Genomic DNA, 19470 nt, shown 5'->3' on the forward strand with positions numbered 1-19470 from the left:
AGGGCGAGGCACTTGAGTTTACCGTGAGCTTAACTGGCGGCACCTCAGCGACGGACATCAGCGTACCTGTGACTTACACAGGTACGGCCACAGATGGCAGTGATTACACCCAAACCCAAACGGTTGTCATTAAAGCTGGTGAGACCAGCGCCACCTTAAGCGTTGCTACCAACACAGATACTGTGTTTAACGAAGGCGATGAAACCGTGATTGCCACCTTAGTCGATGGTGACAACTATGCGCTAGGTACAGCAACCGCAACCGGTACGATCAAAGATGTGGTACCACCAGCTGAGTTTACTGTAACTGATGCCACAGCTAATGAAGGTAGTAACTTAACATTTAATGTAACTGTGTCGAAATCAGGTAGTATTACTGCGCCAACATTAACAGATGTTACAACCACTGCTGCCGACTTCAGTAACAAAACTCCTATTTATAGTGGAAACGTTGTTGATAATGGTGATGGAACCTTGACCGCAACAGGTGACTTTACCATCAGTTATGGAACACTAGCAGATGAGACTACTGAAGGAAACGAAACAGCTACTCTTAATCTAGGTGATAAAACGGTAACAGGTACTATTATCGATACTTCATTATCTAAAGCGAGCATTTTGGTAACCTCTAATACTGATAACTCTAGCGAAACGCTTGATGGTGTTAATAAAGTTTATGCAGTAGAAGATGGCTCTACTGGAGATTTAGTTTATACCGTAACGCTTGATAATCCAGTTGAAATTGCGGATGGAATTGAAGTAAAAGTGAAGTTGTCTGGTACAGCAACTGGTGATGACTATGTTATTACGTCAAATGGTCAGCAGTTGACGCCAGTTGATAATGTAGTTACTTTAAAGTTTGCTAAAGGTCAGTCGACAGCTTCGTTCATTGTAGATCCAATTGATGAGCCTATGGATAAAGAGACTTTTGGCGCTGAAGCAACTATTGAAACGGTTGTTGCTACTATTGATACTAGTTCTGGCTTAGTTGATAAATCAGCCATTACCGGTGGTCAACTAGAAGATACAGGCAGTATTATTGATAGTGGTGTTAAGGCGCTAAATCAGTTGACACTCGATTGGTCTTTAAAAGTTGGACCAACAGAGTCTATAGCGGCAAGTTCAGGTGCTACTCAGGCAGGGCAGTTTCCTGAGGGTGTGGCGTTCAAGGGTGAAAAACCTATGTTACTAACTGATTTTAACGATAAAGTATATTTAGGATATTACCAAAATGGGAATGAAGCATCAGGCTATGGTAATATTTCTGCACTACTTTATATTTCTGCTGGTGCAAATGGTAAACTAACAGATGGTGATAGTAATACAACTACAGTAGATTTGGCTGGGGGCAATGATGAACTAATTATCAAAGGGGTTCAAGGTGCTTTAACTCGTGTCTATTTTGGTGAAGGTAATGATACTTATGTACTAAATGGTGTTCAAAATGCCTACACATTCGGTGAGCAAGGTAATGACAACTTTACTTTTAAATCTAATGTTTCAGGTTCGGTCTATATGGGTAGTGGTAGCGACACTGTTAAAGTAGCTGAGGAGTTGTCTGGTACTTTAGATTTAGGTAGTGGTAATCCTATGCCCTCTGCTTATCGAGAGTTTTATCAAGATGGCGTAACTCCGTTAGGGGGTGATAATAATATTGATCTGCTAACTGATGAGAATAACGTTGAGATTAAACTTGTTACAGGTAGTATTATTGGTGGTTTAGGACAGGATACTATTACTGTTAGCGAATACGTTCAAAGTGGAGCAAAAGTAAATTTAGGCGGTGGTGATGATACGTTGACTGCTCGTGGTTTGAATAACGGTTCTACTATTGATATGGGTGCTGGTGATGATACTATTAAATTAACAGTTATGGGCGAGGGTCTTTACTCACCAAGTATTGATCTAGGTATTGGATCAGACACGCTTAATTTAGGTACTTTAAACAAAGGCACCATCAATACTGGTAATGATACAGATGTTGATACTGTCAACATTACTACAATGAGTGGCGGTACCGTTAATTTAGGCGCTAATGACTTAATGAATCTTGATAATATGTCAGGTGGTACCGTTAACCTAAGTGCTCAAGATGATGTCATCTCTATTGGCGATGTTATCGCTGATGCAATGAGTATTACTAACTTCAGTGGCGGTACAATTAACGGTGGTGCTGGTACTGATACATTAAATGTATTAGGTAAAGACCATACCGTTAATGCCTCTAATTTAGTAAGTATTGAAAAGGTGGATTTAGGTGCTAATGGTGCTAATGACGCCAATACCTTCATTATTGGCAGAGCTCAAATGGCTAGTGAACCTGCTAATGCCATCTATGTAAATGGGGATGCTTCTGATAAAGTTCAAATTAATGGTGGCTACGCTAAGTTAATACCTAGTGGTAGTGTGACTATTGATGATACTACGTACAATCAATATGCCACACATTCAACGATGTTCGATACTGCACCAAGATATGTATATGTAGATGCAGATATTACTAAGGTCGTCATCTAACCCCCATACCTAACACTGTTAAACAACACAAAAAACGCCTTCATTTGAGGGCGTTTTTTTTAAACTTATTAAAACGTATTGGTATCACGCAAAAAATACAAAGCTATCCTAAATCAGATGCTGAATTAAGACGACTGTTCCTGAGTAAAGTCAGCAGTTTGAGTAAGGCATTTTATTTTTACCTTACAGTCTAGACCTGAATCCTATTGACTACGTAAGCATGGAACTTGTTTAGCGCAACGGAAAAGCAGTACTTATCTACTTATACCTTTTCTAAAAAAAACCTATCTTTGTCAAACTCGTTGAACCTACTATATGTAGCGTTTGCACTCGTTTTCCTCGATAGCTTAATTTTTAGATTTGGTATTACTTGCTCATGACGTGGATCAAACGTAAACGCAAAGTATGACGACTAGACTAAATTGATACACTATTTTGCTTCCTTTAGCTCTATGACTTTTTCAATTTTACTGACCATAGACTTAGACAATAAGGTGAGTTAGAGCATTAGCCTACTACACTATGTCAATCATAATTAAACTCTATAACTTTTGACCTTCTTAATCATCTAAATTTATTACAATATTGTTAAACTTAAATACCTAATATATAATAAGGTTATAACATAACAATAACTCGGCACTAGCTTACAAAAGTAAAGAATACTGTTAGATAAAATTTAGAATTAATGTAGAAGTTAACTTAGGATTAGCCAAAATAAATATGCGCTATTAATTTAAATTGCATTACTCATATTTAATAGTTTTTTTTCAGGAGATACTAAATGCATAAAAAACTTATATTAACATTGCCCCTAATGTCAATCGTGGCAACACTGAGTGCTTGTAGTAGCAGTGGCGGCACAAACCGCTTTATCGAAAGCCTAACAGAAACACCATTAGTATCAAAGCCTCTTGATACTCAAGGTTTACAACAACAAGCAGCTTCTAACGTTGCAGTCATTGCTAAAACGGAATTAGGCGTAAAAGACAACCTACAACTAAAAGACTATCAAATCAGCATAGGCGATAAAACTTATCGTTCAAATGATAAAGTTGACCTAAAAGACTTAGGAGCAAACAATACCTTGTTAGCTCCTACAGTAACAGTTACCAATATTCAGGAAAAATTTAATATTGACCACACTAAAGATGGAAAACCGCAAACTGCTAAGGTAGAAGCTGATAGAAAAGCGTATCTCTACCAGCAACAATATTCTATTGTTGGTGTACTTGAGCCATTGTCACACACTATAAATAACCAAAAAATCGAGGATTTTGCTCGCTGTACAACAAATTGTGATAACTTGTTGCTAAAAGGGGAAATGAGTAAAACACTACCCACAAAAGGAAGTGCCAATTATACTGGTGTGGCGTGGACACGAAACCAAACAGACGCTCAATCCAAATCGCCTGCTTATACCATAGGCAGCTTGTCCTATAATGTTGACTTTGAACAGAAAAAAGGTTCTGGTGAGATTATCGGAGCAGATCGTTTAAATAACATTCAACTCAAACAAGCCGATATTGCTAAGATACACCATAGTAGTATCTTAGACGGGCAAAAGATAGAAGGTTCTGGCATTATTGGGGACGCTGTGCAAAATGATAAAAAAGGCAGCTATCAGCTTGGCTTTTTCGGTGATCAAGCTAAAGAAATTGCAGGCTTTATCGATATGGAAAACACAGGCACTAACATTGATGTCGTATTCAGTGGTACTAAAAAATAAGCTATGCTAAAAGCCTTTGCAAACGCATAGCTATGCCTAATTAAAAAACCATCTGGGGCAGTAAACCTCAGATGGTTTTTTGTTATAGCGTCAACTTTTAGCTAATAAATAGTAAATGAAGATACGTCATGGTCTTTTTCAAATTAGTATACCTATCTGCCTATTCCGATGGGTCTGACGATGCACCCATAGAGCAACACCATGAGAAACAATCAATACATTATCTTGCGTAACAGGTTGAATATATATGTCTGGGCTTAGATTCTATTTCATAACCAACAATTACATAAGGCATTTTATATTATGTGGCAGCATGTTATTTGTAGCGGTAAGCACTTTTGCCCAGTCCACTGCGTCAGAGTCAAACATCCTCAAAGATCCTGAAATAAAAGAGCCTGTATCTTTTCACTCGCCATTAGATACAATAGCCAATACAGTCAGCCCTACACAAGTTGCACCACCGACACAAATACAAACTAGCAAAGATAATCAACAGATGACAAGTTCGTTTGAGGGTAACGCTCCAAGAACCAGTGCGTTGGAGGCAAGCATCACTGAGGCCATAAAAGCGCACAACTGGCCAGCATTAGCAACACTGCTTGAAGACTACATCGAACAACCCAATTATGATGCGCTGTTATATCATTATGCAAAAGGGGCGTGGTACCGCTCACAAAGACAACACCATTTAGCCATTGCTGAGTATCAAAAAGTTGTCGATACCGATGCCAGCTTACATTATCCACGCTTTGATTTAGGAGTCATGTTGTTTGAGAACAAACAATATAACCAAGCCAAAACTGAAATAGCCACGGCTAAACCGTATCTTAATCCGCAGATGCGGCAAACAGCAGAGTACTATTTACAGCAAATTGATAAACGCCAAGCTTGGCAACCTGATGTGACATTTCATTATGAAGCCAATGATAATGTCAATAATGCTGCCAGTGCAAAAGTGATAGATTGGAATGGCAAACAGTGGACGAAAACAGATGACAGCTTACCTAAAAGTGCCCATGGTATACGTTATGGGATAGGGGCTAACCGAGATCTCAACATAAATGGCAATCATTTTATGAGTATGGAGTTGTCTACTGACGGGGTACATTATTGGGACAATCGGGACTATAACGAGCAAAGTATTCGATTAAAAGCAGGTTATAAATATCAAGATATTAACCGTAGTATTACTATATTGCCATTTGCTGAGCAAAACTGGTTAGAGGGTAGCAAATATAATACTATCACAGGGCTGCAAATCTTCAGTAGCCAACGTTTAAATGCCAATTTCAGTAACGCTTTAGCATGGGGTTATAACCAGAAAGATTATGCCGATGAGGCGATTGCTAAAAGTTATGATGGGCATTTGCTAAGTGCTACGGGTACGTTGATGTATTCAGTATCACCAGTGTGGCTAGTTTATGGTGGGCTAAGCTTTAGTGATGATAAGCTAAATAGTGCAGAGAAGTCATCGACACGGCATGGTGTGTCATTAGGTAGTACCAAAATATTTGCTAATGGGGTAGGTACACGGTTTAGTTTAAGTTATCACAAACGTGAGTTTGATGCCCCAGGTACCATCGTTTATGACTTTGTGCGTAAAGATAATGAATACCGTGTGCAGGGTGAGGTTTGGCATAACAGGCTGAACTATAAGGGCTTTGTACCACACCTAAATGTCAGTTACTTAAATATTGATAGTAATATGGAAGGGTTTTATTCTAGAGATAATTTACAATGGCTTATTAGTGTGAATAAAGATTTCTAACTTTATCGGTAATTATAGTATAAAAAATAAAAAGATAGAGTTAATCTTCCATAAAAACATTTATTAAAATTTATAGGTCTAACGACAATACAAGCTAAAAAACCAGCAATTTGTTATAATTCACTAATATTTCAAGCCATAACATAGCGAATGATTATGCAAACCAATTTATCCAAACCGCAAGTTTTTAATCCGGCAGAAATGAACAACAGCACAATGCCGTCTACTCAAGACGATCAGCTTAATAGCGACAATGCCAATCTTGCCACAGAGGCGCAAGACTTAGACACTACGCAACAGTCAATAGAACACAAAGGCGTAAAGTCTGCCCGTTTTAAAAAACTACAAAAAAAACTGCGTAAACAGGTATCTCACGCCATTAAAGACTTCAATATGATTGAAGAGGGTGATGTGATTATGGTCTGTGTGTCTGGTGGTAAAGACAGCTATACCTTGCTTGATATCTTGCTGTTTTTAAAGCGTATTGCACCGATTAACTTCGATGTGGTAGCGGTTAATCTCGATCAAAAGCAGCCAGGCTATCCAGAAGAAGTACTGCCAAATTATCTGCAAGAGCAGGGCATACCGCATTATATTTTGGAAAAAGATACTTATAGCGTGGTAAAAAGTGTGGTGCCTGAAGGTAAGACGTATTGCTCTGCCTGCTCACGTTTGCGCCGTGGTTCCTTGTATGGATTTGCCAAACAGATTGGGGCAACCAAGATTGCGCTAGGTCATCATCGTGATGATATTTTGGCCACTTTTTTCTTAAATCTATTTCATGGTGGGACGCTCAAGGCGATGCCACCAAAGCTGCTTAGCGACGATAAGCAAAATATTTTGATTCGTCCGTTGGCCTATGTGGAAGAAAAAGACATTATCAAATACGCACGTTACAAAGAGTTCCCAATTATTCCGTGTAACTTATGCGGCAGTCAAGAAAATCTACAACGTGCGATGGTAGAAGATATGCTGCGTGAGTGGGATGATGCGCATCCTCAGCGATTGGCATCTATTTTTAAGGCGATGCAAAATGTGGCACCGTCACAGTTGGCCGATAGAGAGTTGTTTGATTTTGAAAGCTTGAGCCTGCAGCGTGATGACTCAAAGCGAGATTTTGAAGGGCATCATATTCAAGTGGGTGTTGCTGATGAGTTGGCCGATATTGGACTGCCCACTGACCCTGAGATTAAGCCATTTGATAAATCTAGCGTCACTCAATCGAAGAAGATACCGGTAATCAATCCTGTGATTGACTAGCTGTTTATTTATAGTCAGCGAAATACTAAACGGTTACGTTGTTAACCTCGCTAAGCCTACATTTGTAGTACTTGCGCTCGGTTGCCTTGTAACCCTTTTAGATTTCTTTGACTATATTGATGATAAATAATCATCTAACTGCAAAAAAAAGAAGCGCCATGAGTTTTGTCATGGCGCTTCTTTTTTAAATGATATTTATGTCTGTTGTTTTTTATTTGTTATTTCTTATTTCTTATCAAACAACTGTAAGGGCTGCAAATGGATTTCAGCTTGTGGCAGTTGCGCAGTTTCTTTTAAACGCCAGTTGACTTCGCCCTCATTGCTGACTTCCACATAATATTTCGACTCTAAGGGATCTAATTCAACTTGTGCCATATATTGATTACCGCCATTGTGGGTTAAGGTGGCGTCCCTATCTTTTTTGATATCAGTGGCATGAGAGATTGACAGACTAAGCTGTTCTGGGTATTCAACAGGCATGCCGTTATGTAGCTTTCCAGCTTCAAGGCTGTCTTCAGGATAGTTTAGACTGAAGATGACTTGCCCATCTTTCTTAAACAGCATATCACCGCTTAAGCCCAAGTCATGCGCCAGCTTGTCACGTGAGACGTCTTGGTACAAGGTTTTGCCATCCATATACCAGTCATCACGAACCACAGTATCTTTGATTTGTACCGAATAAAATACAAACCAGATACAAGCAACCACCACGAACAAGGGTAGGCCGATGACAAAGACCATAACCATATAGTTTTTGTACCAAGGCTGAGTGTCTTGGTGACCAAAGTTGGTGGTTGATTTTGAATTTTTCATGACATACCTTAAATGATGCAAATGGAGAGGAGCAAAATAATGGCCAGTTTACCTCAAATCTAAGTGATAAACTGGCTTGGTTTTACAAACGGGCTTGGTTTTATAAACAGGCTCTGTTTTATAAAAAGAATATCACGCTTTTGTCTGTATTTAATACAAATTCAAATCTAAGTCTAAGTCTAAGTCTAAGTCTATTGTATAGCGGACTAGTTTGAGTTAAATACGTTAGATCTTGACGCATGATAAGTACCGTCAATACTGTCTACATTAAAGGTGACGGGTATTTCACCTTTACCCACTACTTTTGGATCTCCCACCACGCTCACTGGCAGATCATAGCTGCGACCTGCCTCAAGAGGTAAGGTTTTGAGACGAGTACGCAGACTTAAACCTTCAGGAGCGGTGATAGAGAGTACATATTCTTGATGTTGCTGGGTTTTGTTTGTGACTTTAATGATATAGCTATTGACGATCATCCCTTCAGCGTTAGTTGAAGATAATTGGTTACGATCTCCACGCACATCGATTTGTAGTGGTACACGGTCAAACAGCGCATAGACCACCACCCCAATAAGCACACTGAGAACCAGTACATAAGCGGCCAGTCTTGGACGAAGATAGCGGCTCTTTTCGTTTTCAACCAGTTGACGCTCTGTGGTATAGCGGATCAATCCACGTGGGTATCCAACTTTATCCATCACCTCGTTACAGGCATCGAGACAGGCGGCACACTGAATACATTCCACTTGCAGACCATCACGAATATCGATACCAGTTGGGCATACTTGCACACATAATGAACACTGGATACAGTCGCCTAGATTGTCAGGATGGGTGCCTTTTTTGCGCGGACCACGTGGCTCACCCCGGTTATAATCGTAAGACACAATTAGCGTATCTTTGTCAAACATCACACTTTGGAAGCGGCCATAAGGACAGATGTGAATACACATGAATTCACGCATATAAGCGGCGTTAGCATAGGTCGCAAAGGTGAAAATAAACATCGCAACCCATACCCATTTTGGCCAGTCAGGAAAGGGGATACCACCGATGAACTGCCAACTACCGTATAAAAAGTCAGTACCAGCCACATAACTGACAAAGGTACTGGCGGTAATTAATGCCATCAAAAACCAGATGGTATAAATAATCAGCTTTTTAATCACTTTTTCAGCATTGAAAGGTTGTTTATCAAATTTGATGCGTTTGTTTCTATCACCAATTACCCACTTTTCGACATGCTGAAACAGGTGGGTCCAGATGGTCTGTGGACAGGCATAGCCACACCAGACACGTCCAGCATAGACGGTAACCATAAATAAGGTAAAAGCAGCAATAATAAAAAAGGATGCCACAAAGAAAAAGTCTTGTGGAAATAAGGTTAAGCCAAATACATAATAATGCTGGCTAGGTACATCAAACCAGATGGCTTGGCGGCCGTCATAGCGTATCCAAGGTAAGACTAAAAATAACAGCATCAAAAAATACATACTAAACAAACGTATGCGCTGATAAAAGCCACTGGTAAATCTTGGGTGAATGCGTTTTTTGGTTGCATCTACCTCATGGACTGGAATTTTATGAGGGGAGGGGGCTGACATAAATGTACCTCTAAAGTTGTTAGAATCATTATGCTGGCAAGAGTGTTCAACAACGGCGTGTTACGCGTTGGACTGCCCAAAAGGTTTAGGTATTATTTTAACATTTTTGAGATTATTTAGCGATTTTACTAGGGCGTGTTGGACAGTCACCTTCGCAGGAACGGTTAGCTATTTTTAGCCTATCTAAATATTGCACCAATTGAAGACACGCCTAAACAGAAAAAACAAAAAAGGGCTGTATAAAACAGCCCTTTTTTGTTTGGCTTTTCACTCTAATTATTCGACTCTAATTATTCGACTCTAATTATTCGACTATAATTAAGGTGACTAGTAATTAAGGTAATGAATAGTTAAAGTGATTAGGGTGCTTGCACCGCATCACTCTCAACCACTGCATTGTGTGATAATGAATACACATAAGAAGCAAGCAGCATGATACGCTCATTACCTAGCTTAGTTTCCCATTCAGGCATCACACCAGCACGACCATGACGGATAGTCTCTTGGATGGTTGCGCGGTCACCACCGAATAACCAGATACCATCTGTTAAGTTTGGTGCACCTGTCTCAATCATACCTTTGGCGTCTGAGCCATGACAGATAAAGCATTTTTCATCATAGATGGCTTTACCTTCAGCAGCCAAGATTGGGTCTACTTCAGACTCTTCTTGGTTTTTTGAAATAGACAGTACATACTCAGCAGCGGCACGCACACCTTGCTCACCGATATCATCACGTTGTGCTGGCATTGGCAATGGTAGCTCTGGGTCTAAATTGGTGTGGCGACCATCATGAATGGTTACCAAGATATTCTCAGGTTCACCGCCATGTAACCAATCATTGTCAGTTAAGTTCGGATAACCTGGGGCACCTTGTGCGGTTGAGCCGTGACATAAGGCACAGTTTTGTAAGAACAAACGCTCACCGACCATTAAAGCTTCAGGGTTATTAGATAGCTCCTTAATGTAAGGGGCTAATGTTTTAACTTGCTCAGTAATCTGACCGCTTAACTCGCTTGACCGTTGTGATTTAGCTGGCTCTTGAGCTTGTAAGCTGGCTAAGGTTGCCAACTGCTTGGCGGCTTCAGGGTTTGGCAGTAGATTGGTTTGGAAGTTTTCAATAAACACGTTATTGTTCTTCTCAAGATCACTGTATAGCTCGTTGGCTGAGCTCCAAGGTACAGTTTCACCATCGACTTCAACTGTCGCAACACCACTAAAAGCATGTGGCATTAACGCTGGGAATAAAATGAAATAGACAATGGCCCAAACAATTGTACCGAAGAAAATGACTAACCACCATTTTGGTAACGGCTTGTCATATTCTTGAATGACATCATCATAAGTGTGGCCAGTGGTACCATCTTCTGCAAGATCTGGTTTGTTACGCAGTACAAAAAGCAGCAGACCAAGAATACCTAACCAGCAGGCTAGAGTTAAGATGGTGATCCATGAACTCCAAAATATACTCATCTTTTATCCTTATTGCGTGAATGAGTGGTTGACGATCTAATCAGATCGTCATCCAACGCAAGCTGTGCATCTTCTTCAAAGCGCTTCTTGTTCTTAGGGGAATACGCCCACCATGCAAGGCTAATGAAGGCAACAAAAGCTGCCACAGTTGCAAAAATTTGTAGGTCACTGATACTCATTAGCGTTGACCCTCCATCGCCGTACCAAGCTGTTGTAGGTAAGCAACTAGGGCATCAAGCTCTGTGGCACCTAATACTTGGTCTGGTGCGCTTTCAATGTCTTCTTCGGTATAAGGCAGACCGAAACGATCACGGAATAAGCGCATCTTAGCCTGCACTTTGCTGCCATCTACTTCACGCTCTGCTAGCCATGGGAAGCCTGGCATAACAGATTCAGGCACTAATGAGCGTGGCTCGATTAAGTGCTTTTTCTGCCAGTCGTCAGAGTAGCGACCACCAACACGAGCTAAATCTGGACCTGTACGTTTTGAGCCCCATAAGAAGGGGTGATCCCAGGTGGATTCAGCAGCACGTGAGTAAGGTCCATAGCGTTCAACTTCTGCACGCAATGGGCGAATCATTTGGGTGTGGCACACATGACAGCCTTCACGGATATAAATATCACGTCCTTCAAATTCAAGTGGCGTCCATGGTTCCATAGTCGGAAGAGGTTGGTTAACACCACCTTCCTCTCCAGGCTTGGTATCAAAAATCAATGGAACAATCTCTACTAAGGTTGCAAAGCTAATTGCAATCACAATAAAGATGACCAGCAAGCCTGTGTTTTTTTCAATTATTTCATGAGCTGTACCTGCCATGATATCTCCTTAAGCGATTGCTGGTTTACACGTTAACAGGCTGAGTGTCTTCGTCATCATTGACGATAGGGCTTGGTGTGATTGGTTCAACTTCTTCAACCGCACGAATGCTTGGCATTTTGATGGTCTTATAAGCGTTATAAGCCATAACAACCATACCACCAACATACAATAAGCCACCGAAGGCACGTCCGATATATGGATAATGCGAGAACGTCACTGTTTCAATGAAGTTATAAGCTAGTGTACCGTCTGGGTTTGTTTGACGCCACATCATGCCCTGACCAATACCTGAGATCCACATAGAAACGATGTAGAAGATAGTACCAGCAGTCGCAAGCCAGAAGTGAGTATTAATTAAGCTAATAGAATACATTTTTGGTTTGTTATATATACGTGGAATCAGTACATATAATGAGCCCATAGTGATCAAGCCTACCCAACCTAAAGCACCTGAGTGAACGTGACCAACTGTCCAGTCTGTATTATGCGATAACGCATTCACAGTTTTAATTGACATCATTGGACCTTCAAAGGTTGACATGGCGTAGAACGACAAGGCAACGATCAAGAAACGAATGATAGGGTCAGTACGTAATTTATCCCAGCTACCTGATAGCGTTAGTACACCGTTAATCATACCGCCCCATGAGGGTGCGAATAGGACAATAGAGAATACCATGGCTAAAGACTGAGTCCAGTCTGGTAGTGCAGAGTAGTGTAAGTGGTGTCCACCGGCCCACATATATGACGCAATCAATGCCCAGAAGTGAACGATTGATAAGCGATATGAGTAAATTGGACGACCAATTTGTACCGGCACGAAGTAGTACATCATGCCCAAGAAGGCCGCAGTTAAGTAGAAACCAACCGCGTTGTGACCATACCACCACTGAACCATAGCGTCTGTGGCACCACCAAATAGTGAGTAAGACTTAAATAGGCCAACTGGAATGGCTAAGCTGTTTACGATGTGCAATAGGGCAATCGTAATAATAAATGCTGAGAAGAACCAGTTAGCAACATAGATATGTGACGTCTTACGCTTAATCAAAGTACCAAAGAAAACAATGGCATAAGATACCCAAACAACCGCAATCATAATGTCGATTGGCCATTCAAGCTCAGCATACTCTTTTGAGGTAGTGATACCCAAAGGTAGGGTAATGACGGCCGCAACAATAACGGCTTGCCAACCCCAGAAGGTAAACCAAGCTAGATAAGGGGCAAACAGGCGAGTCTTACAAGTGCGTTGTACGATGTAATAGGAGGTTGCAAATAGTGCAGATCCACCAAACGCAAAAATAACCGCGTTCGTGTGAAGCGGTCTTAAACGGCTAAATGTCAGCCATGGAATATCAAAGTTTAGGTCAGGCCAAGCTAGTTGTGAGGCGATGAACACCCCAAGACCCATGCCTATAATCCCCCAGACGATCGCCATGATTGTGAAATATCTCACAATTGTGATTTCGTAATCACGATCTACTGGAGAGACTGCTGTGTTATTTATACTCATTGGAATATTTCCTTTACAGCCTTAAGTATCGGAGGTTTTTTACCAAAGTAGAGCCGAAAAACTTGATTCTTAGAAGTAAGGCAATGGAACAAACCAACCTTGTTTCGGAAATAAACAGCGAATGAAGTTAATAATGGCTCACTCATGATAGGTTAAAATCACTTTCTTGCTATCAATCGTTTGGCTTTTATACCTGATGTAATCTAAATATAAAGCTATTGTAACGCATAGGATACAAAATATCATCTGACGAAACAGTCAAAATTAAAAAAAAATCCGTAAAAATAGTAAGGATAACCTTTTATAGGTTAATTCAAGTATCAAGTGACCTAAAGTAGTTTCTGTGCTATCGTGCTTAACTACCTATCAGATAGATGTGGTCATAATAAAATGACTCATAAAGTCAAAAACTCTCAGTATAGGTTGTTTGTATAGGTTGTTTTTTTGCTACAATCTAAGCTTCATTCCCAAAGGATCGCTGTTACAGTCGCATTGCTACTATTTTTTGCTGGCCATTGTATTTATTGCCTATTGTATTTATTGCCTACTGTTTTTACTGGCTACTACTGTTTTTACTGGCTACAATTGTTTTTACTGGCTACAATTGTTTTTACTGGCTACAATTGTTTTTACTGGCTACAATTGTGCCTAAATGTTACGGACTGTTGCGTGATTTTGATTATGACAGGTGTATTTTAACCTTATTTTTACAACAACTCTATTTTTTATGAGTTATTTTGATAACTTTTAAAATTTAACGATTTTGATAATAACAGGAATATTTTATGGCAATTTTTTTGACTGATGACTGGTTTGCTGAAGTAGATCGCTTAACTCAAGAAGCAGGTGAATTAAATTTACCACCTGCCTTAGCAAACGTGAAACTAAACTTAAATGTCACTGACACCACAAATGGTGAGGATGTACAAGCCTATTTAGCAGAAGGTGTGCTCAAACGTGGCACAACTGATGCAGACACCACCATTGTTATCGATGAAGAAACCTTAAAGTTGGTTGCTTTAAAGGGGAATATGAACGAAGCAATGAATGCCTTTATGTCGGGAAAAATTCGTATCGAAGGTGATATGAGCCAGGTGATGGCATTACAGACTGCTAAGCCAAGCCCTGAGCAAAAAGCGCTGTTTAAACAGATTTATGAAATGACTGAGCAAGGCTAAGCTAAAGACTAATGTTGGTCTTATGCCAGTTTTGTTTTTAACAACTCTAATCGTAATCGGCGTTTGTATTAATTGCAGGCGCTTTTTTTATGTCCAGCGGTTTTTAAGCTAAGTGCAAAAAGTAGAACATCAACAACATACCACTAATAAAAAAGCTAATCCCTAGAAAGTCAAAGCCAATCACAATCCCTTGCTTTGTTTGCGCTGTATTTTGCTGTTGCGCATCAGGCTGATACTGATATTTGGGGTGAGGGTGAGTCTGAGTCTGGCTATGAGCATTGGCATTGCTGGTTTGCACCGCACTTTGCTTCGTAGCTTCAGCTTCTGAAGTAATTTGTGACGTAGCTTGGCTGGCAGTTTGAGGGCTGATTTGAGACATAGCTTGTTGGGAAACTTGAGCTGCGGTGTCTTTTGCCGTTATGCCTTGAGCTTGTGGCGTCGGCTTATCTCTCGATGTTTGCGTGTGGTTACTACTTTGCGTGTGGTTATTAATAGTAGAAGTAGTGCTAGTAGAACCTGTTTGCGGCGCAATGAGAGACGGGCTTGTTACTGCTGTGCTTGTTAGTATATCAGTTGCCATCATTTTATTGACTGTATTTTTGACCGGACTTGTGTTCTCTGTGCTATTGTTAAGAGCGCTTTTTGGGCTGGCAGGGGTCAGTGTCGTAGGTGTTATTGTTTTCGGAGTGGCAATAACACTGGCGTGAGTGATAGAAGCTCGTGCTTGATTTAGGGTTGAGACGTTCATAGACACACTGATATGAAGACAGCAAACTAAATAGCAACAAATTAAAAGCTGAGCGACAGCAAATAAAGCTGGAGACGAGTTTACTGCTTGCATTCTTGAGAAGTTTATTAATCTTACCTTGAACTTATAGGCATTGTAAACCGTGTATTTGGCATTTTTGCAAAAAAGTCAACTATTTTTGTCAAATGTTGTTAACGTCTGTCAGGTGGGTTAGTTTTACAAAAGTGAATTATCCGCTTTTATGCTCACCAACCACACCCTAAACTTGTATCAATAAACACTAATAAAATATCAATAAACACTAATAAAAACAACGAAGCACTTATAGGATATGACCTTCGACTATTTCAACTTTCTGGACTATTTCAACTTTCTGATAGTCGCAGTTGCCTTAGTGAGTCGTCTTAGTCTTCGGTTTGGTTTTCATAGTAAATAGCAGCTTGTAGCCAGATATTGGCTTGGATATAGTCATTGACGATAATTTGACGGGTATCGTCAGTGGTAGGCGTGGCGATACGTACCACAAAAGGGTCGGCATCTGGCTCACGTAAGATAGCTACGTCAAAGACGGTAAGGTCACGCTCGTATAAAGTTTGTTGTTGTTTGCCCAATACTTGACCTTGGCACCAAGCCTCGTCTTCTTGTCCTAGCGTCTCACCAAATAGGTAGGCGCACATATTGCCAAGTTTGATTTCTACTGGCTCAAGCGCCTCATCTGAGGTCGGTTGCCACTGTTCAATTTGCTGATCTAGGTCTGTTGGAATAACACCGTTGTTTTTGGCAACAATGTCATTATAAGCACGATGATAGCGGATGGCTTCTGGATCTTCGACACGTACCACTTCATCTTGGTCACTAAGCTGAATGGCGTACGCCCAAGCACTAAAGTTGACAAAGTAGGATTGGTCTTGGCGGTATAACTCACGGTTGACGGTGTACATTTGATCATAAGCATAAATGATACTACCATCAGCGCTGATTAGGCGTAGTACTGCATCTTGAGTATCGTCATTGGCGATGATGCGGTCAATCTTACAGTTGAGACCGTAAGGGCTGTTGACACAAGGAAAGGCATTGATGAAGTTTTGTGGCTTGCCATCTTTGAGTGCCAATACTTGGTTGACATGACACATATCATTGCAAGAAAGTAGTAGGTGCGATAAGCCTTCTTTACTGAGGGTAGGGTGAAGGCCAGCTGCGATGGTGGCATTGTCGATAGACTTTTTTAGCCAGTTGGGTACGTCTTCTTCTATCTGTTCGGTTAAAATACGCCAGTGGTCGCCATGACCAGCGGTTTGCTCGGCGCTTAAATTTATGATGGTTGGTCGCAAGGCTTGACTGTATTTGTAAACTTGAGTGCTCATAGTGTCTGTACTTTTTGTAATGGTTGGCTTAAAAAGGTTGTTGGCTTTAGCTTTAAAAACGGCTGTTGGCTTTAAAATGGCAGTATGAACGCCTAAAAGCCTATAACTAAACCCCTGTTCTCAACTTATTCGAATTCAATGTAAACGGGTACTTTTAGCCCAGCAAAATATAGCTTGTCATTTAAAGATGCTGGGTTAAAGCCACAGCCTACACCAAGAGTTGAGAGTGAGGAAACTAACTTAAAACGTCTAACAAAATTAAAATAATAAATGACGGTTAGAGTTTGTTACTATACTTAACTTAGTTACTATACTTAACTTAATAGGGACTAGTTAATGAAATGCAAGTTCTAAGCCTAGGTTATCTTTAAATCTAGCGTCATCTTAGTCTGTTGATTGATGACTGTAATTAAAAGTTATTAATCTGGCATAGCCAAGATAGGTTGTTTTGTGTCAAACTATGCCCTTTATTATTCATTATTTTTTCAACTTATCGTGACTGGTTATTCTGTTTTATGTCTCTTTTTTTAATATCTTTTAATATAAATAGCTAAATAGACTGTCAAATAAATAGTCTATACTATAAAAGAAGATAGCAATAAATAACAAAGCAGAATAGCTATTGAGCAGATTGGTTAAGAGCCTAAATTATGTTTCGTCCGTTAGCCTTATTTTTAGGATTGCGTTATACCCGCGCTGAGCGAAGTAACCGCTTTATTTCATTAATCTCACTGATTTCTATGGTTGGATTGACCTTGGGGGTCGCCGTATTAATTACGGTGCTGTCGGTCATGAATGGCTTTGATCGTGAGCTTAAATCTCGAATCTTGGGGATGGTACCGCAAGCGAGTGTCAGTTCAACTGAGATTATTCCTGAGTGGCAAGGTTTGGCTGATAGGATTTCGCAAGATCCAGAAGTGGTGGCGGTTGCCCCTTTTATTGAGCTACAAGGAATGCTGACTTCTAATGGGCAGGTGGCAGGTATTATGGTATCGGGCATTGAACCTGATTATGAAAAAAATGTGTCTATTATTAATGATCACATGGTTGAGGGTAGTATCGACTCGTTGAAAGATGGTGAGTTTGGTATTGTGCTAGGTCAAAGTATGGTTGAGGCCATGGGACTAAAGGTGGGTGATAAGGTTACCCTGGTGTTACCAGAGGCATCGCCATCACCAGCCGGAGTTATTCCACGCTTTAAGCGCTTCACCTTGACAGGGGTGTATAACATTAGTCGTGAAGTAGATAATCTAGTGGCCTTTATCCCGATGGGCGATGCAGCAACCTTATTACGTCTTCCCAAGGGTGCGCAAGGTATTCGTATGAAACTTGACAATATCTTTTTGGCACCACAGGTAGCACAGCGGGCGGCCAATATTGAGCCAAGTTTACTTTATCCTAGTGATTGGACACGCACTCATGGTAATTTATTTGGTGCCATTCAGATGGAAAAAGCCATGGTGGGATTATTGCTATTTTTAATTATTATTGTTGCAGCCTTTAATATTGTCTCAAGCTTGGTGATGTTGGTTACTGATAAAAAGGCGGATATTGCTATTTTAAAAACTTTTGGCGCTTCGCCTAAGTTGATTACCCAAGTGTTTATGGTGCAAGGTCTGGTAATTGGGGTCATTGGTACAGTAGCTGGAACTATCTTGGGTGTGGTATTAGCATTGACCGTAGGGGATCTGCTGGGATGGATTAATCAGATGTTTAGTCTACACCTGTTTGATGCCTACTTCATCAACTATCTGCCAACGCAGCTACGCTGGATGGATGTGTTGATTATTACCAGTACTTCATTTGCACTAAGCTTTTTGGCAACCATTTATCCAGCAAGGCGTGCCGCAAGCATTCAGCCAGCACAGACACTACGCTATGAGTAAGCGATAGACACTGCGCTATGAGTAATTGATAAGCGTTAAACTCAGCAACAAATACCAATAGCAAAAACTTAATCTTGAGTATGTCATTGAGAAAACAGTATGTCAGAAATTTTAGTCGCCAAAAATATCAATAAAATATATGATGAAGGTAGTATTCGTACGCAAGTATTAACTGGACTTGATTTAACCGTTCGTGCTGGCGAGCGCATTGCTATTGTCGGTACCAGCGGGTCAGGAAAAAGCACCTTGCTACATTTGCTTGGTGGGCTGGATGTGCCAACCTCTGGAGAGGTATGGTTACATGGGCAGTGCCTTAATCAGATGAATGAAACTGAGCGTGGCAATATGCGCAATCAGCATTTGGGCTTTATTTATCAGTTTCATCATCTATTGCCAGAGTTTACCGCTATTGAAAATGTAGCAATGCCGTTGCTATTGCGCAAAGATGTGCCAATAAAGCAAGCACGACATGAGGCTGTGGCTTTGCTTGAAAGAGTAGGGCTTGGACATCGCTTGGAGCATCGTCCAGGCGAGCTTTCAGGTGGTGAGCGCCAGCGGGTCGCTATTGCGCGTGCTTTGGTGACCAAGCCGTCACTGGTCTTGGCGGACGAGCCAACTGGTAACTTAGATTATGACAATGCACAAAGTATTTTTACGTTGTTGGCCGAGCTACAAGATACGATGCAAACAGCACTGTTAATGGTGACTCATGATAGGAGCTTGGCTGCGATGGCAGATCGGCAGATGCTATTAAAAAATGGAAAATGGGAAGATTTTCTTGATTAGAGTTTTTTATTAA

15 protein-coding genes are annotated in these 19470 nt (G+C 40.6%); 7 read left to right on the forward strand and 8 right to left on the reverse strand.

Annotated elements, in window-relative coordinates; genetic code table 11:
- From H140_RS0111680 to ttcA, 4 genes are all read left to right on the forward strand, one after another.
- Window positions 1-2516 (forward strand): beta strand repeat-containing protein (locus tag H140_RS0111680; protein WP_019673842.1); only part of this gene is annotated, 2516 nt, incomplete at its 5' end.
- 784 nt (window positions 2517-3300) lie between these two features.
- Window positions 3301-4245: a factor H binding protein domain-containing protein gene (locus H140_RS15260; protein WP_019673843.1), complete on the forward strand. Its 945-nt coding sequence runs from the start codon at window positions 3301-3303 to the stop codon at window positions 4243-4245.
- A gap of 313 nt (window positions 4246-4558) precedes the next feature.
- A complete protein-coding gene (locus H140_RS0111690; RefSeq protein WP_019673844.1) occupies window positions 4559-6013 on the forward strand; it encodes a surface lipoprotein assembly modifier in 1455 nt (484 codons plus the stop codon).
- Window positions 6014-6163: 150 nt separating this feature from the next.
- Entirely contained in the window at window positions 6164-7273 is a 1110-nt protein-coding gene (gene ttcA / locus H140_RS0111695; RefSeq protein ID WP_019673845.1) for a tRNA 2-thiocytidine(32) synthetase TtcA, read from the forward strand.
- A gap of 225 nt (window positions 7274-7498) precedes the next feature.
- Here ttcA and H140_RS0111700 read toward each other — a convergent pair whose 3' ends face one another.
- From H140_RS0111700 to ccoN, 6 genes are all read right to left on the reverse strand, one after another.
- A complete protein-coding gene (locus H140_RS0111700; protein WP_019673846.1) occupies window positions 7499-8086 on the reverse strand; it encodes a FixH family protein in 588 nt (195 codons plus the stop codon).
- A gap of 206 nt (window positions 8087-8292) precedes the next feature.
- Complete coding sequence (gene ccoG / locus H140_RS0111705) at window positions 8293-9690, reverse strand: cytochrome c oxidase accessory protein CcoG (RefSeq protein WP_019673847.1); 1398 nt, start codon at window positions 9688-9690, stop codon at window positions 8293-8295.
- Window positions 9691-10049: 359 nt separating this feature from the next.
- On the reverse strand, window positions 10050-11162 hold the full coding sequence (gene ccoP / locus H140_RS0111710) for a cytochrome-c oxidase, cbb3-type subunit III (RefSeq protein ID WP_019673848.1): 1113 nt from the start codon (window positions 11160-11162) through the stop codon (window positions 10050-10052).
- Window positions 11159-11341, reverse strand: coding sequence for a cbb3-type cytochrome oxidase subunit 3 (locus tag H140_RS0111715; RefSeq protein ID WP_019673849.1), 183 nt, complete (start codon window positions 11339-11341; stop codon window positions 11159-11161). Before H140_RS0111715 ends, ccoP begins: the two co-directional genes overlap by 4 nt.
- Window positions 11341-11979, reverse strand: a complete 639-nt coding sequence (gene ccoO, locus H140_RS0111720; RefSeq protein ID WP_019673850.1) for a cytochrome-c oxidase, cbb3-type subunit II — start codon at window positions 11977-11979, stop codon at window positions 11341-11343. The genes H140_RS0111715 and ccoO overlap by 1 nt, the downstream gene beginning before the upstream one ends.
- Before the next feature lie 25 nt (window positions 11980-12004).
- Window positions 12005-13495, reverse strand: a complete 1491-nt coding sequence (gene ccoN / locus H140_RS0111725) for a cytochrome-c oxidase, cbb3-type subunit I (protein WP_019673851.1) — start codon at window positions 13493-13495, stop codon at window positions 12005-12007.
- A gap of 785 nt (window positions 13496-14280) precedes the next feature.
- On the opposite strand from ccoN, the gene H140_RS0111730 reads away from it, so the two are divergent.
- Window positions 14281-14673, forward strand: coding sequence for an SCP2 sterol-binding domain-containing protein (locus H140_RS0111730; protein WP_019673852.1), 393 nt, complete (start codon window positions 14281-14283; stop codon window positions 14671-14673).
- Between the two features lie 103 nt (window positions 14674-14776).
- Here the strand turns inward: H140_RS0111730 and H140_RS0111735 are convergent, their stop codons facing one another.
- Both H140_RS0111735 and H140_RS0111740 read right to left on the reverse strand, forming a co-directional pair.
- Entirely contained in the window at window positions 14777-15421 is a 645-nt protein-coding gene (locus H140_RS0111735; protein ID WP_156819179.1) for a hypothetical protein, read from the reverse strand.
- A 404-nt stretch (window positions 15422-15825) separates the two neighbouring features.
- Window positions 15826-16785, reverse strand: a complete 960-nt coding sequence (locus H140_RS0111740; protein ID WP_019673854.1) for a hypothetical protein — start codon at window positions 16783-16785, stop codon at window positions 15826-15828.
- Window positions 16786-17435: 650 nt separating this feature from the next.
- Here H140_RS0111740 and H140_RS0111745 point away from each other — a divergent pair.
- Together H140_RS0111745 and lolD are read left to right on the forward strand one after the other, a co-directional pair.
- The gene (locus H140_RS0111745) at window positions 17436-18671 is read left to right on the forward strand and encodes a lipoprotein-releasing ABC transporter permease subunit (RefSeq protein ID WP_019673855.1); all 1236 of its coding nucleotides are present in this window, start codon (window positions 17436-17438) and stop codon (window positions 18669-18671) included.
- A 99-nt stretch (window positions 18672-18770) separates the two neighbouring features.
- Window positions 18771-19457: a lipoprotein-releasing ABC transporter ATP-binding protein LolD gene (gene lolD / locus H140_RS0111750; RefSeq protein WP_019673856.1), complete on the forward strand. Its 687-nt coding sequence runs from the start codon at window positions 18771-18773 to the stop codon at window positions 19455-19457.
- Window positions 19458-19470: the final 13 nt, after the last annotated feature.

The organism is Psychrobacter lutiphocae DSM 21542, assembly GCF_000382145.1.
GTDB lineage: Bacteria > Pseudomonadota > Gammaproteobacteria > Pseudomonadales > Moraxellaceae > Psychrobacter > Psychrobacter lutiphocae.

Excerpts from the sequence above, each read along its gene's own strand:
- H140_RS15260 (WP_019673843.1), top strand. The coding sequence starts at position 3,301 with ATGCATAAAAAACTTATATTAACATTGCCCCTAATGTCAATCGTGGCA.
- H140_RS0111690 (WP_019673844.1), top strand. The coding sequence starts at position 4,559 with ATGTTATTTGTAGCGGTAAGCACTTTTGCCCAGTCCACTGCGTCAGAG.
- ttcA (WP_019673845.1), top strand. The coding sequence starts at position 6,164 with ATGATTATGCAAACCAATTTATCCAAACCGCAAGTTTTTAATCCGGCA.
- H140_RS0111700 (WP_019673846.1), bottom strand. The coding sequence starts at position 8,086 with ATGAAAAATTCAAAATCAACCACCAACTTTGGTCACCAAGACACTCAG.
- ccoG (WP_019673847.1), bottom strand. The coding sequence starts at position 9,690 with ATGTCAGCCCCCTCCCCTCATAAAATTCCAGTCCATGAGGTAGATGCA.
- ccoP (WP_019673848.1), bottom strand. The coding sequence starts at position 11,162 with ATGAGTATATTTTGGAGTTCATGGATCACCATCTTAACTCTAGCCTGC.
- H140_RS0111715 (WP_019673849.1), bottom strand. The coding sequence starts at position 11,341 with ATGAGTATCAGTGACCTACAAATTTTTGCAACTGTGGCAGCTTTTGTT.
- ccoO (WP_019673850.1), bottom strand. The coding sequence starts at position 11,979 with ATGGCAGGTACAGCTCATGAAATAATTGAAAAAAACACAGGCTTGCTG.
- ccoN (WP_019673851.1), bottom strand. The coding sequence starts at position 13,495 with ATGAGTATAAATAACACAGCAGTCTCTCCAGTAGATCGTGATTACGAA.
- H140_RS0111730 (WP_019673852.1), top strand. The coding sequence starts at position 14,281 with ATGGCAATTTTTTTGACTGATGACTGGTTTGCTGAAGTAGATCGCTTA.
- H140_RS0111735 (WP_156819179.1), bottom strand. The coding sequence starts at position 15,421 with ATGAACGTCTCAACCCTAAATCAAGCACGAGCTTCTATCACTCACGCC.
- H140_RS0111740 (WP_019673854.1), bottom strand. The coding sequence starts at position 16,785 with ATGAGCACTCAAGTTTACAAATACAGTCAAGCCTTGCGACCAACCATC.
- H140_RS0111745 (WP_019673855.1), top strand. The coding sequence starts at position 17,436 with ATGTTTCGTCCGTTAGCCTTATTTTTAGGATTGCGTTATACCCGCGCT.
- lolD (WP_019673856.1), top strand. The coding sequence starts at position 18,771 with ATGTCAGAAATTTTAGTCGCCAAAAATATCAATAAAATATATGATGAA.